Source organism: Nitratireductor sp. StC3 (genome assembly GCF_003015025.1).
GTDB classification, from domain to species: Bacteria; Pseudomonadota; Alphaproteobacteria; order Rhizobiales; family Rhizobiaceae; genus Mangrovimarina; species Mangrovimarina alexandrii.
The window spans coordinates 433457-446874 of the sequence record NZ_PYBP01000003.1 but is presented as its reverse complement, the minus strand read 5'-3'; the positions used below and the strand labels follow the sequence as shown (position 1 = coordinate 446874).

General features: G+C 67.6%; 10 protein-coding genes. 6 read left to right on the top strand and 4 right to left on the bottom strand.

Annotated elements, in window-relative coordinates:
- Nucleotides 1-119 precede the first annotated feature (119 nt).
- Entirely contained in the window at nt 120-1964 is a 1845-nt protein-coding gene (gene ilvD, locus C7T96_RS09255; protein ID WP_106570902.1) for a dihydroxy-acid dehydratase, read from the top strand.
- Nucleotides 1965-2066: 102 nt separating this feature from the next.
- Here ilvD and C7T96_RS09250 read toward each other — a convergent pair whose 3' ends face one another.
- Nucleotides 2067-2993: a DUF3445 domain-containing protein gene (locus C7T96_RS09250; protein WP_106570901.1), complete on the bottom strand. Its 927-nt coding sequence runs from the start codon at nt 2991-2993 to the stop codon at nt 2067-2069.
- A 4-nt stretch (nt 2994-2997) separates the two neighbouring features.
- Complete coding sequence (locus C7T96_RS09245) at nt 2998-4839, bottom strand: M3 family oligoendopeptidase (protein ID WP_106570900.1); 1842 nt, start codon at nt 4837-4839, stop codon at nt 2998-3000.
- A 143-nt stretch (nt 4840-4982) separates the two neighbouring features.
- On the opposite strand from C7T96_RS09245, the gene C7T96_RS09240 reads away from it, so the two are divergent.
- On the top strand, nt 4983-6497 hold the full coding sequence (locus C7T96_RS09240; protein WP_106570899.1) for a sigma-54 dependent transcriptional regulator: 1515 nt from the start codon (nt 4983-4985) through the stop codon (nt 6495-6497).
- 293 nt (nt 6498-6790) lie between these two features.
- The gene (locus tag C7T96_RS09235) at nt 6791-8533 is read left to right on the top strand and encodes a DUF882 domain-containing protein (protein WP_106570973.1); all 1743 of its coding nucleotides are present in this window, start codon (nt 6791-6793) and stop codon (nt 8531-8533) included.
- A gap of 202 nt (nt 8534-8735) precedes the next feature.
- Here C7T96_RS09235 and C7T96_RS09230 read toward each other — a convergent pair whose 3' ends face one another.
- Together C7T96_RS09230 and C7T96_RS09225 are read right to left on the bottom strand one after the other, a co-directional pair.
- Nucleotides 8736-9377 (bottom strand): 2-dehydro-3-deoxy-phosphogluconate aldolase, encoded by a 642-nt coding sequence (locus tag C7T96_RS09230; protein WP_106570898.1) that lies wholly within the window; start codon nt 9375-9377, stop codon nt 8736-8738.
- An 84-nt stretch (nt 9378-9461) separates the two neighbouring features.
- Nucleotides 9462-10370, bottom strand: a complete 909-nt coding sequence (locus tag C7T96_RS09225; RefSeq protein ID WP_106570897.1) for an N-acetylmuramidase domain-containing protein — start codon at nt 10368-10370, stop codon at nt 9462-9464.
- Between the two features lie 176 nt (nt 10371-10546).
- On the opposite strand from C7T96_RS09225, the gene C7T96_RS09220 reads away from it, so the two are divergent.
- The 3 genes from C7T96_RS09220 (at nt 10547) to C7T96_RS09210 (ending at nt 13309) form a co-directional block, all read left to right on the top strand.
- A complete protein-coding gene (locus tag C7T96_RS09220; RefSeq protein WP_106570896.1) occupies nt 10547-11494 on the top strand; it encodes a rhodanese-related sulfurtransferase in 948 nt (315 codons plus the stop codon).
- 71 nt (nt 11495-11565) lie between these two features.
- A complete protein-coding gene (locus C7T96_RS09215; RefSeq protein ID WP_106570895.1) occupies nt 11566-12321 on the top strand; it encodes a tellurite resistance TerB family protein in 756 nt (251 codons plus the stop codon).
- 232 nt (nt 12322-12553) lie between these two features.
- Complete coding sequence (locus C7T96_RS09210; RefSeq protein WP_106570894.1) at nt 12554-13309, top strand: SDR family oxidoreductase; 756 nt, start codon at nt 12554-12556, stop codon at nt 13307-13309.
- The last annotated feature ends 109 nt before the right edge of the window (nt 13310-13418 follow it).

Genomic DNA, 13418 nt, shown 5'->3' with positions numbered 1-13418 from the left:
GAGCGCGGGTTTCGAAGCCGCGAAAAGGACGCTATGTGATAGGGACGAACAAAGCGGCTCCGTCGGTCCCGCCCCCAGGGACCGCACGGCCCGCAGGCCCACAACCGCAGGACAGTCTCATGCCAGCCTATCGTTCCCGCACAACCACTCATGGCCGCAACATGGCCGGCGCCCGCGGTCTGTGGCGCGCCACGGGCATGAAGGACGGCGATTTCGGCAAGCCGATCATCGCGGTCGTCAACTCCTTCACCCAGTTCGTGCCCGGTCACGTGCACCTGAAGGACCTCGGCCAGCTCGTCGCGCGCGAGATCGAGAGCGCCGGCGGTGTGGCCAAGGAGTTCAACACGATCGCCGTCGACGACGGCATCGCGATGGGCCATGACGGCATGCTCTATTCGCTGCCGTCGCGCGAGATCATCGCCGATTCCGTTGAATACATGGTCAACGCGCATTGCGCGGATGCCATGGTGTGCATTTCCAATTGCGACAAGATCACGCCCGGCATGCTGATGGCGGCCATGCGGCTGAACATCCCGTGCGTGTTCGTTTCGGGCGGCCCGATGGAGGCCGGCAAGGTCGTCCTCAACGACAAGACCATGGCGCTCGACCTCGCCGACGCGATGGTCGCGGCCGCCGACGACAGCGTTTCGGACCAGGACGTGCAGGCCATTGAGCGCTCGGCGTGCCCGACCTGCGGCTCGTGCTCGGGCATGTTCACCGCCAATTCGATGAACTGCCTGACCGAGGCGCTCGGCCTGTCCTTGCCCGGCAACGGCTCCACGCTCGCCACCCATGCCGACCGCAAGCGCCTGTTCGTGGAGGCCGGCCATCTGATCGTCGATCTCGCGCGCCGCTATTACGAGCAGGACGACGAGACGGCGCTGCCGCGCACCATCGCCTGCAAGGAGGCCTTCGAAAACGCCATGACGCTCGATGTCGCCATGGGCGGGTCCACCAACACGGTGCTGCATATCCTGGCTGCCGCGCTGGAAGGCGAGATCGATTTCGACCTTGACGACATCGACGCCCTGTCGCGCCGGGTGCCGGTGCTGTGCAAGGTCGCGCCGAGCAAGAGCGACGTCCATATGGAGGACGTGCACCGGGCCGGCGGCATCATGGCGATCCTGGGCGAGCTCGATCGGGCGGGACTGCTCAAGACCGACCTGCCGACGGTGCATTCGGTTTCGCTTGCCGACGCGCTGGACCGCTGGGACGTGGTGCGCACCGAGGCCGAAACCGTGCGCGATTTCTACCGCGCCGCGCCGGGCGGGGTGCCGACCCAAACCGCCTTCAGCCAGGATCGCCGCTGGGACGAACTCGACCTGGATCGCGAAAGCGGCGCCATCCGCTCGGCCGAACATTCGTTCTCCAAGGATGGCGGTCTGGCGGTCTTGAAGGGCAATATCGCGCTCGAAGGCTGCGTCGTGAAGACCGCCGGCGTCGACGAGTCGATCCTGACTTTCTCCGGGCCGGCGGTGATCTTCGAAAGCCAGGACGCGGCGGTGAAGGGCATCCTCTCCAACGAGGTCAAGCCTGGCGACGTGGTGGTGATCCGCTACGAGGGGCCGCGCGGCGGACCCGGCATGCAGGAAATGCTCTATCCGACCAGCTATCTGAAGTCGAAGGGGCTCGGCAAGGTCTGCGCGCTCATCACCGACGGGCGCTTTTCCGGTGCCACGTCCGGCCTTTCGATCGGCCATGCCTCGCCGGAAGCCGCCGAGGGCGGTGCGATCGCGCTGGTGGAGGCCGGCGACACGATCGAGATCGACATTCCCAATCGCACGGTCAATGTCGCCGTCCCGGACGAGGAACTGGGGCGTCGCCGTGCGGCGATGGAGGCCAGGGGCGCGGAGGCCTGGAAGCCGGCCGCACCGCGCAAGCGCAAGGTGACCACCGCGCTCAAGGCCTATGCCGCGCTGACGACTAGCGCCTCCAAGGGGGCGGTCCGGCACGTGCCGGACTGATCCCCGAAGGCCGCTTCGGTACTTTGAAAGGCAGCCCTCCGGTCCGCCGGGGGCATCAGGCGGGGTGACCTGGCATGCGTGTGAAGGCGGTCGGCGTGTGCGTCAGGCCGCCGCCAGCTTCTGGAGCGCCGCGACCAGCCGCTCGCGGTCGGCGGCAAGCCCCTTGTAGGCCAGTTGCGCGGCATCGAGCGCGGCGAGCTGGGCGGCAAGCGAGCCCGCCAGGGCGGCGCGGTCGGGATGCGCGGCCAGGATGCGCATCGGATCGAGAAAGATGCGGATCGTGAACAGGATGTCGCCGGAGACGGGCAGTTTTCGCAGCGTCTGGCGTTCGACGCGGATGAAACTGCGCAGCAGCGGGTCGTCGCCGGTTGAGTGCGCTGCTTCGCGCTCGCGCCGTGCGTCGCGCGTGGTCTTCGACAGTGGCTTGTGGAGGTCGTCGTCGTCCTGAAGCGACCAGTTCAGCCGCTCGACCGGCTGCTCGACCTTGAGATTGTCGAAAATGCGGTTGATCAGCCCGGCCGTGCGCGTCCCGCGCCCGAAACCGGGAACGGTGGCGTGAATGTCCTCGATCGGCCGGCCGAACTTTTCCGTCAGCGTCCACGATGAGGGAAAGCACAGCGACGCCGCGGCGAGCCGCCATCCGGCCTCGCCCTTGCGCATCAGGACGAGATCTTCCTGGACCAGGAGCGAGGCGGTCTTAAGGGGCGGGGCGTCGGTATCGCTCTCGCGCTCCATGGCCGCGAGCGCCGCCTCCCATTGCCGCGTTCCGGGAAACAGTGCCGGAAAGCCGGCGGCAAGCCCGTCGCGCACCAGAGCGAGCACCTCGTGCTGGGCGGCGCGGGTTTCGGGCTCTTCGGCAAAGACCGTGGCGGGCGCCGTGTCGAACAGCCGGCGCTTTTCGGCGAGATAGGCCTCGTAGTCGCCGTCGATCTCGAGCCAGCGGACGAGATCGAGCGGCTTCAGGCCGATGGTGAACGGTGTCGCCGTGCCGTCGTAGGGAGTGTGGGCGGGCTGCGCGCGGCGGCTCACCCGGTCAGCCTTCCATGGCCTCGAGCTCGTCGATCAGCCCTTCGATCACCGACAGGCCCTTGTCCCAGAAGGCCGGGTCGGCCGCGTCGAGCCCGAAAGGGGCGAGCAGTTCGGAATGATGCTTGGTGCCGCCAGCCTTCAGCATGTCGAAATATTTCTCCTGAAAGCCGCTTTCGGCGTTCTGGTAGACGGCGAACAGCGAGTTCACCAGACAGTCGCCGAAGGCGTAGGCGTAGACGTAGAACGGCGCATGGATGAAATGCGGGATATAGCTCCAGAACACCTCGTAGCCCTCGCGCAGCCGGATCGCGGGACCGAGGCTTTCGCGCTGCACCTCGAGCCAGAACTCGCCGAGCCGGTCCGAGGTTAGCTCGCCCTTGCGGCGTTCGGCATGGACCCTGCGCTCGAAGGCATAGAAGGCGATCTGGCGCACGACCGTGTTGATCATGTCCTCGACCTTCTGGGCGAGCATGGCCTTGCGTTCGCGCCGGTCGGTGGTCTTGTCCAGCAGCGAGCGGAACGTGAGCATCTCGCCGAACACCGACGCCGTCTCGGCGAGCGTCAGCGGGGTCGAGGCCATCAGCGCCCCCTGCCGGCCGGCCAGGACCTGGTGGACGCCGTGCCCGAGTTCGTGGGCGAGCGTCATGACGTCGCGCGGCTTGCCCATATAGTTCAAAAGCACGTAGGGATGAACGGAGGGAACGGTCGGATGCGCGAAGGCGCCCGGCGCCTTGCCCGGGCGTACCGGCGCGTCGATCCAGCGTTTGTCGAAGAACCGGGCGGCGATATCGGCCATTTCCGGCGCGAAACCGCGATAGGCCGAAAGCACGGTGTCCTTCGCCTCATCCCAGCCGATCACGGCCTGCGGCGCTTCGGGCAGGGGCGCGTTGCGGTCCCAGTGGTTGAGCGCGTCCACGCCCAGCCAGCGCGCCTTGAGCGTGTAATAGCGGTGCGACAATCGCGGATAGGCGGCCTCGACCGCGGCCGCGAGCGCGTCCACCACCTCGCGTTCGACGCGATTGGCCAGGTGGCGCGAATCGGCGATGTCCTCAAAACCGCGCCAGCGGTCGGAAATCTCCTTGTCCTTGGCCAGCGTGTTGGTGATTAGCGTGAAGACCCGCAGATTGGCCTGAAACGTCTTGGCCAGCGCATCGGCGGCGGCCTTGCGCTTGGCCCCGTCGGGATCCTGCAGCAGGTTCAGCGTCGGCTCGAGCGGCAGTTCCTCGCCCTCGACCGTAAACCGCAGCGCGGTCATGGTCTCGTCGAACAGCCGGTTCCAGGCGCCGCGTCCGGTGACCGATTTTTCGTGGAAAAGCTGCTCGATCCGGTCTTCGAGCTGAAAGGGCTTGTCCTTTCTCAGGTCGACGATCCAGGGCCGGTAATGCCCGAAGGCGGGCGCGGCATCGAGCGCGGCGTTGATGGCGTCCTCGTCGATCGTGTTGAGCTCGAGCGGAAAGAACAGCAGATGGGCGCTGGCGTCGGTCATGCGCTCCTGGATGTCGCCGTAAAGCTTGGCCCGTTTCGGATCGCTGGTGTCGCCGGCATAGATCAGGCTGGCGTAGGAGACGATGCGCCCGATCAGCTCCTCGAGCGCCTCGTAGGTTTCCATCGCCGCGCCCAGCCGCGATTCCTGCTTCTTGTCGGCCTCGGCGGCGAGCTTGCCGCGCCAGTCGGCCTCGAAAGCCTGCGCGTCGGCCTTGGCGCGTTCGAGATCGTGCGCCAGTTCCTTGGAGTCCATCGCCGGGTAGAGGTCGGCGAGGTTCCATTCGGGCAGGTCGCCCAGTCGCGTCGTGGCCTCGGGTCGCGCGGAGGTCGCGGTGGTCTGCGTCGCGGTCGGAGCGCTCATGCCTTGATCCTTACGGGCTGGTTCGGCGTCTGCGGTCGGGGAAAGGATTTGTTCACCGGCTTTGTTGAGCCCCTATTTAGATGGGTGTGCCAGTATGATCCAGTGACCAATTTCCAGCGAGGACGGCTTTGTCCAGCGCCACCATGACAGACACCATCCTGATCGTCGATGACGATCCCGTGCAAAGGCGGCTTCTGGAAGCCGCGGTGAGCCGAGCCGGCCACGCCTGCGTCACCGTCGACGGCGGCAAGGCGGCGATGGCGCACCTGACCGGACCCAAGGGGCAGGGAACCGGAGGGGTCATCCTCGACCTGGCCATGCCCGACATGGACGGGCTCGCCGTGCTTGCGGCCATGCGGGCGGTCGGCATCGATCTGCCGGTGATCGTCCAGACCGCCCAGGCCGGCATCGAGACGGTGGTCTCGGCGATGCGTGCCGGCGCGTTCGACTTCGTCGTCAAGCCGGTGTCGCCGGACCGGCTTCGCGTCGCGATCGCCAACGCGCTCAAGGTCAAGGCGCTGGGGGGGAACGAGCGCGTCTCGCGCCCGGCCCATATCGAGACGCTGGCGATCAAGGATCTCGTCACCCGCAGCCCGTCGATGGACCGGGTCGTGCGGCTGGCGGAAAAGGCGGCCGCCTCCAGCATCCCGATCCTGATCGAAGGCGAGTCGGGCGTCGGCAAAGAGGTGATCGCGCGCGCGATCCGTGGCGCCAGTCCGCGCCGTTCGAAACCCTTCGTGACGGTGAATTGCGGCGCGATCCCCGAAAATCTGGTCGAAAGCATCCTGTTCGGTCATGAGAAGGGCTCCTTCACCGGTGCCCAGGACAAACATGCCGGCAAGTTCGTCGAGGCCAGCGGCGGCACGCTGTTTCTCGACGAGATCGGCGACCTGCCGCTCGACGTCCAGGTCAAGTTGCTGCGCGCGGTCCAGGAAGGCGAAGTCGACCCGGTCGGCGGGCGGGCGGCGGTCAAGGTCGATATCCGCCTGATCTCGGCCACCCATCGCGATCTGCTGCAGCGCGTCAAGGACGGTTTCTTTCGCGAGGATCTCTTCTACCGGCTCAACGTCTTCCCGATCTACGTGCCGCCGCTGCGCGACCGGCGCGAGGATCTGGACGACCTGGTGAGCCTGTTCATCAACCGTTTCAGCGGCGCGGAGACCGGTGGCCGCGTCACCGGCATCTCGGGCGAGGCGATGGCGGTTCTGAAAGCCTATGACTGGCCCGGAAATATCCGCCAGCTCGAAAACGCGATCTTTCGCGCGGTGGTGCTGAGCGAAGGGGCAACGCTGACCTCGGAGGAATTTCCGCAGATCCGCGCGCAGGTCGGCACGATCGATCCGGTCAAGGAACGCGGGCTCTATCTGGAAAGCCCGCCCAGCCTGGAGGTCGATCCGGCGCGCGCCGACCTGGTGATCGGGATCGACGCCAAAGACCGGGCGGGAGCCGGCACGCTCGCGCTTTTCGACGAGCGCGGCAATGTGCGCTCGCTCGCCGTGATCGAGCGCGAGGCGATCGCGTTTGCCATCGAGCATTATTCCGGACAAATGAGCGAGGTCGCCAGACGGCTGGGGATCGGGCGGTCGACACTCTATCGCAAGCTCAAGGAATATGGCATCGATCCCGACGCAGGACGCGGCGAACATGCGGCCGGTTGAGGCCGCCCGATCGGCAAGGCGCGATAAATCTTTGGTTTACCTTGACCTCGGTCAAGGGGGCTTTGCCGGATTTCTGCCATCGTCTCACCGCATTTGATCTTCAATAAGCGTCGATTAACCATTAGGGATGATAGTGCGGACGCACCGGAATGCGTCTGTCGGTCTTCCGGGGACACTTCAAAGCCACAAGGCCTCTTGATTTGAACGACCAGACTTCTTCCATCGGCGGATGGCGAACGAGCGCGCTTTTCCGTCCCGTCCACATGGCGGTTTTGCTGCTGGCGGCATGCGTCATGCTGACGACGGCCGAGGCGCGCGCGGAAACGCGCACGTTGAAGCTCTATTTCATCCATACCAAGGAACGCGCCGAGATCACCTATAAGCGCAATGGGCGCTACCTGTCCTCGGGGCTGAACAAGATCAACCGCTTCCTGCGCGACTGGCGGCGCAACGAGCCGACGAAGATGGATCCCCGCCTGCTCGACATCGTCTGGGAAGCCTACCAGAAGGTCGGTGGGCGCGACTATATCCACGTCGTGTCGGGCTATCGTTCACCGTCCACCAACTCCATGCTGCGCAAGCGCGGCCGCGGCGTCGCCAAGAAAAGCCAGCATATGCTCGGCAAGGCGCTGGATTTCTATATTCCCGGCGTGCCGCTGAAAAAGCTGCGCAATGCCGGCTTGCATACGGGTGGCGGCGGGGTCGGCTATTATCCGCGCTCCGGGTCTCCGTTCGTCCATTTCGACACCGGCAGCGTCCGGCACTGGCCGCGCATGAGCCGGCGCGAACTGGCGTCCGTGTTCCCCAACGGCAAGACCCTGCACGTGCCGACCGACGGCAAGCCGCTGCCCGGATACAATCAGGCGCTCGCCGCCTACAAGTCACGCAAGAGCGGCGGCGGCACCGTTCAGGTCGCACGCAGCGATGACAGGGATACGGGGTCCGCGACCAAGTCTTCCGGCGGCGGCCTTCTGGCCAATCTGTTCGGCGGCGGGGCCGACGAGGAAGAAGACAACAACGCGATCTCGCAGGAGCCGATGCGGCGCGGACAGACCGTCCCCAGGGCGGCGCCCAAGCCCAGGCCCGCGGGCGAACTGCCGGGCGTCGCGGTGGCTTCCGCGCCGGCGCCGAAGGCCGAGGAACCGCCCCGGGTCGACACGCCTGAGACGATCCTGGCCGCCTTGCCCGAGCGCAGCGTGCCGCTGCCGGCTTTCGCGCCCAGGCCGAAGGCGGATGTGGGAACAGGGCTCGCGCTCGCAGCCGAAGACAGCGCCAACGAAACCGAAACGGGCCAGGAGACCGTGCTCGCCTACGGCGTGCCGCTGCCGGCGACCCGACCGGGCGCCCGCGAGGCGATCGCGCTTGCCGCGGCCGGAAACGAGCCGGCCGGCGCCGCGGACGCAGCCGCCGAAATCCGCAAATCGGCGATCGCCGGCATTATCGAAAAGTCGCGCCGTCTGGTGGCCGACGACGAAAGGAGGGATGCCGAACAGCGCGAGATCGTGCTGGCCGCCTTCGCTCCGGTTCCCGAATTCCGGCCCGGCGACGGCCCGGTCAAGGAAATCGTCGCCGCCCTGCCGCGCCCGCGCCCGAACGACCGGCTGCGCGAGGAAATCACCGGCGCCACCGGCACCGCCCCGACGAAGGGCGGACGGCTCGCCGCGCCGAAGGACACGCAGCGCGCCCTGCTTCTGGCCAGCACCGGCTATCGCGACGCCGAGGCGGTGATCGACACGCGGGTGAAGACCACCGACAAGGGCGCTAAGCCCGGCCCCTCGGACGCGAAGGGCGACCGCAGGTCGGTGACGTTGCCGGTCGAGGAGATCAAGGCGCGCTGGGCGCTGGAGACCGCCGGTCGGGCGACGCGTTCGATCGCCAGCGCCAAGACGCCGTCATTGGCGCACAACGCGATCCGCATCGCGCCGACGCAGGTCTACACGGGCGGTTTCGAAACCGCGCCCGCTGAACCCGATCCGGCACGGTTCTCCGGCAATGCGGTGACCTTCCTGTCGGTGGCGCGCTTCGAAAGCGAGTAGCGCGGCCGCCGGCGCACATGCGCTCTGCCGCCTTGGCCGGGGCGTCTTTGCCCGAACTCGTTCGACTGTCGGCATGTCCTGTTCCGGCAGGGCGCACGCCCTCCAGGCTGCGAAAGACCGGAGGGTCAAACGATTCCTGCGAAAGATGACGGCGCCAGACGGCAACGCGTGCGCCCCGCGGCGCCTTGCCGATCCGGTTTTCTCAGGCTTTTGACAGCGCGGCCGCATCGCGCGCCAACGCCTCGATCCCGTCCCAGTCTCCCGCTTGCAGGAGCGTATCGGGCACGATCCACGAGCCCCCCACGCAGATCACGTTCGGCAAGGACAAATAGGCCGGCGCGTTGGCGGGCGTCACGCCGCCTGTCGGGCAAAAGCGGGTGCTGGCGAGCGGCGCCGACAGGGCTTTGAGAAAGGCGGTGCCACCCGATTGCTCGGCGGGAAAGAATTTTAGGATCGAATAGCCTTCCTCGGTCGCGGCCATGATCTCGCTCGGCGTCGTTGCGCCCGGCAAGAGCGGCACGTCGGTGGAGCGTGCGGCATCGAGCAGTTCCTGGGTCGTGCCGGGACTGACGATGAAACGGGCGCCGGCGCGCACGGCCTGGTCGAACTGGCGCGCGTTGAGGATCGTGCCGGCGCCGACCACCGCCTCGGGCACCTCGGCGGCGGCGATGCGGATCGCGTCGATCGCCTCGCGGGTGCGCAAGGTGATCTCAATCGCCGGCAGGCCGCCCTTGGCCAGGGCTCGCGCCAGCGGCGCGGCGTCGGCGGCGCGGTCGATCTTCAGGACGGGGATCACCGGCTGACCGGCGAGGATGGGCAGGAGCTTGTCGGTTTTTTGGGGCATGGTCGCGGCGGCGCCTTTCGTGAACCGTTCTGGAGGCGGGTATAGCCGATCGTCCCTGTAATCAGAAGCCGCGCGTGCCCGAAATCACCAGTGCGACAGCGCGCGCCGCAGGGCCGCGAGCAGCCGCTGCCAGATCAGGCTTTTGTTCGCCTCCTGCGCATCGTCGGCGAGGGCCCGCCATGTCTTCGGCCCGGCTATGCCGTCGGCCCGCAGGCCGTTGCGGCGCTGGAAGGCGCGCAGCGCCCGCTCGGTCGCCGGCCCGAATACGCCGTCCTGGTCGACGGCGTGACCCGCAGCCGTCAGGCGTGCCTGCAGGCTGCGCACGCGCGCGCCGGTCGCGCCGCGGGTGACCGGCACCGTGGCGGCACCGGCGTCGATAGCGGAAGCCGGCGCTGCCGCGGCGGTGCCCACCGCTTGGTATCTGGCGACGGCGCGGGCGATCTTGCGGTCATAGCCATATTTGCGATAGCCGGGCCCGTTATACCCCCTGGCGAAGGCGGCCCAGTCGCGGCGCCTGAGCGCGGCCGTCAAACCTGCCTTTTCGATGTAACGCAGCATGATCGCGATCTGACCCGCGACGCCGGAGCGGGCCTCCTCCACCATCGCTTCCACGCTTGCGTAGCCGAGCCAGCTCCAGTGCGCGCCCATGACTTGGCCGATGCCCCAGGACACCGATTCCAGCGCCGCCTTGCGATCGATGGCGCAGGCCCGGTCCAGCAACGCCCAGCGCGCGGCCTGGGTGCGCGGGTTGGCGACGCGGCCGGGCTCGGGCGAGGCGAGGCCGGCGGCGCGCGCCCGGGCGCGTTGCGCGCCCTTGAGGCGACGGTCGAAATAATGGCCCTCGAAACGGATCACCGGTTCGCGCCGGCCGGCGACCGAGGCGAAGGGTTTGCCGGCGCTTTCGACGTCGGCGACGGCGAGCAGCACTGCCGGTGCGAGGGCGTGGCGCGCCGCCGCGGCGCTGATCGACTGGATAATTTCCGGGCTGAACATGGTGGCAACCTCCGCAATCAATACCGGCGATGATGCGGGCAGGACTGCGCAGGTGGATCGAAAACCGGGCCGGCGTCGCCGGTCCCGGCGGTGCGCTTGTGCCGAAGGGGCTGAAACGGCGCGGGTTTTTCGGGCCGCTTGCGCTTTCGCCGCCAAGCGGATAGGCGACATCCACCATGAATTCGCCCACGGTTCCGGATCCCGTCAAGATCGCCGCGCTCTATGGCTTTCGCCGGCTGGCGCGACCCGAGGCGCTGCGCCGGCCATTGGCTGCGCTGTGTGAGAGCCAGGGCATCAGGGGCACGCTGATCCTGGCGTCGGAGGGCATTAACGGCACCGTCGCCGGCCCGGATGCCGGGATCGACACGCTGCTTGCCTATCTGGAGCGGGAGGCGGGGCTCGGCGATCTCGAGCTCAAGTTCAGCCGCGCCGCCACGATGCCGTTCCTGCGCATGAAGGTGCGGCTGAAACGCGAAATCGTCACCATGGGCGTCGACGGGGTCGATCCGGTGGCGGAGGCGGGAACCTATGTCGAGCCGGCGCAATGGAACCGTCTGATCGACGATCCCGATACGGTGGTGATCGACACCCGCAACGATTACGAGGTGAGGCTGGGCAGCTTCGCGCATGCGCTCGATCCGCAAACCCGGCGTTTTCGTGACTTTCCGGCTTGGGCCGAGGCGCATCGCGAGGCCTTTCGCGGCCGCAAGGTGGCGATGTTCTGCACCGGCGGCATCCGCTGCGAGAAGGCGACCGCCTACATGAAATCGATCGGCGTCGAGGAGGTCTTCCACCTCAAGGGCGGAATCTTGAAATATCTGGAGGAAATACCGGCCGAGACGAGCCGCTGGCGCGGCGAGTGTTTCGTCTTCGACGAGCGGGTTTCGGTCGGGCACGGGCTCATGCGGGGCGAGGCCTCGCTGTGCCGGGCCTGCCGCCACCCGTTGACGGGCCGGGACAGGGCTTCGCCGCATTTCGTCGAGGGCGTGTCGTGTCCGCATTGCGCCGGCGCGCGCTCGGCCGCCGACCGCGCCCGTTATGCCGAGCGCCAACGCCAGGTCGACCTTGCCGCGCGCCGCGGCCTGGCCCCGCATCTCGGGCAGCGGACGGACGGTCATGACTGACGCCCGTCATTGCAATGTCACGGCCGCGATCCTAGCTAAAGCATGCCCGAACGCCCAATCGCGGAGGTTTTATGTTCGATCCCAAGAAGCTGCTCGATGATCTGCTCGGCTCGAAAGTTCCGGGCACGGACTCAACACTCCGCGACAAGGCGGGCCAGGCGACGCAATTGGCCAAGGACAACCCGCTGGCAACCGGCGCGCTGGTCGCGGTGCTGCTGGGCACCGGCACCGGACGCGCGGTCACCGGCACCGCGCTGAAGGTCGGCGGCCTCGCCGCCGTTGCCGGTCTCGCCTACAAGGCCTATCAGAACTATCGCGCCGGCGACGCGCCGGGTTCCGACCCGGCCGCGGCCGAACCCGAGCTTCTGGCGCCACCGTCCGACAGCGAGTTCCGGCCGGAAAGCGCTCCGCAGGGCGAAACCGAGTTTGCACTCACCCTGGTGCGCGCGATGATCGCGGCCGCCCGTGCCGACGGCCATATCGACGATGAGGAGCGCGGCAAGATTGCCGACCGGCTCACGCTGTCCGGCATCGGCGCGGAAGCCGAATCGTTCCTGGTTTCGGAGCTGGAACGGCCGGTCGACCTCGATGCGCTGGTCGCTGAGGCCCGCACCGAGGCGCAGCGGGTGGAACTCTACACCGCGTCGCGGCTGGCGATCGAGCCGCATACCCGCGCCGAGCGCGGTTATCTCGACATGCTGGCCGGGCGGTTGAAGCTGCCCGACGCGCTGGTCGACCATATCGAGGCGACGGTCGCCTCGGCCAAGGAGCCGGTTCCCGCGCAGCCCGCGCCGGGCGATGCGCCGTCCGGCAGGTCGCCCTGGTAGCCTGCCCGCACCGGCTTTTTCGCCGTGCGGAGCCCGGAGACGGCGCCGCGCGGCGGGTGCGTGTTAAGGTTTCGTTAACCAGTTGAGCGCATGCTTGGTCCAGTCGGATCAGCTTTCCTCCTCCCAAGCATGGTCCAGATCGGGCGGCCGCGAATGGCCGCCCTTCCTTATTCCCAGACAGCTTGCGCATTGCGCCATCCTCTGCCAAGTGCATCGGGTCGGAGGAACGCATATGGATGCAAGCAGGGTCGCGATCGTCACCGGAGCGGGAACGGGAATCGGCCGGGCTGCCGCCGCCGCGCTGTCGGGCGACGGCTGGCACACGGTCTATGTCGGGCGGCGCGGGGCGCTGCTCGACGAGGCGATCGCCGCAGCCGGGCGCACGCGCGGCGAGGCGCTTGCGTTTCCCGCCGATATCACTGATCCCGCGGCGGTGGACGATCTGTTCGAGCAGGTCGCGGCCCGGTTCGGACGGGTCGATCTCCTGTTCAACAATGCCGGCATGTTCTCCAAGAGCCAGACGATCGACGAAACGCCGGTCGATCTGTGGAAGGCGGTCGTCGAGGTCAATCTGACCGGCGCCTTCCTGTGCGCGCGGGCCGCCTTCAGGCAGATGCGCCACCAGGCCCCGATGGGCGGGCGCATCATCAATAACGGTTCGATTTCCGCGCACGCGCCCCGGCCTGGCTCGGTGCCCTACACGGCGACCAAGCACGCCATCACCGGTCTGACGCGCACGCTGGCGCTCGACGGGCGCCCCTTCGACATCGCCTGCGGGCAGATCGATATCGGCAACGCGCTGACCGACATGGCCGCGCCGATGGCCGACGGCGTGCCGCAGGCCGATGGCCGGATCGCGCCCGAGGCGGTGATGGATGTCGACAATGTCGCCCGCTCGGTGCTGCACATGGCCAATCTGCCGCTCGATGCCAATGTGCTGTTCATGACCGTGATGGCGACGAAGATGCCCTTCGTCGGTCGCGGTTGAGAAAAACCGTTCCGCAGGCCTCGCCATCTTCAACGGAATTGCTTGGACACGGCCGGCTTTGCACGTTTCGATAGGACGGGATAGCGCGTGAGGGCGCGCGGCGCCGCCC

Excerpts from the sequence above, each read along its gene's own strand:
- C7T96_RS09215 (WP_106570895.1), top strand. The coding sequence starts at position 11,566 with ATGTTCGATCCCAAGAAGCTGCTCGATGATCTGCTCGGCTCGAAAGTT.
- C7T96_RS09220 (WP_106570896.1), top strand. The coding sequence starts at position 10,547 with ATGAATTCGCCCACGGTTCCGGATCCCGTCAAGATCGCCGCGCTCTAT.
- C7T96_RS09245 (WP_106570900.1), bottom strand. The coding sequence starts at position 4,839 with ATGAGCGCTCCGACCGCGACGCAGACCACCGCGACCTCCGCGCGACCC.
- C7T96_RS09210 (WP_106570894.1), top strand. The coding sequence starts at position 12,554 with ATGGATGCAAGCAGGGTCGCGATCGTCACCGGAGCGGGAACGGGAATC.
- C7T96_RS09235 (WP_106570973.1), top strand. The coding sequence starts at position 6,791 with ATGCTGACGACGGCCGAGGCGCGCGCGGAAACGCGCACGTTGAAGCTC.
- C7T96_RS09230 (WP_106570898.1), bottom strand. The coding sequence starts at position 9,377 with ATGCCCCAAAAAACCGACAAGCTCCTGCCCATCCTCGCCGGTCAGCCG.
- ilvD (WP_106570902.1), top strand. The coding sequence starts at position 120 with ATGCCAGCCTATCGTTCCCGCACAACCACTCATGGCCGCAACATGGCC.
- C7T96_RS09225 (WP_106570897.1), bottom strand. The coding sequence starts at position 10,370 with ATGTTCAGCCCGGAAATTATCCAGTCGATCAGCGCCGCGGCGGCGCGC.
- C7T96_RS09240 (WP_106570899.1), top strand. The coding sequence starts at position 4,983 with ATGACAGACACCATCCTGATCGTCGATGACGATCCCGTGCAAAGGCGG.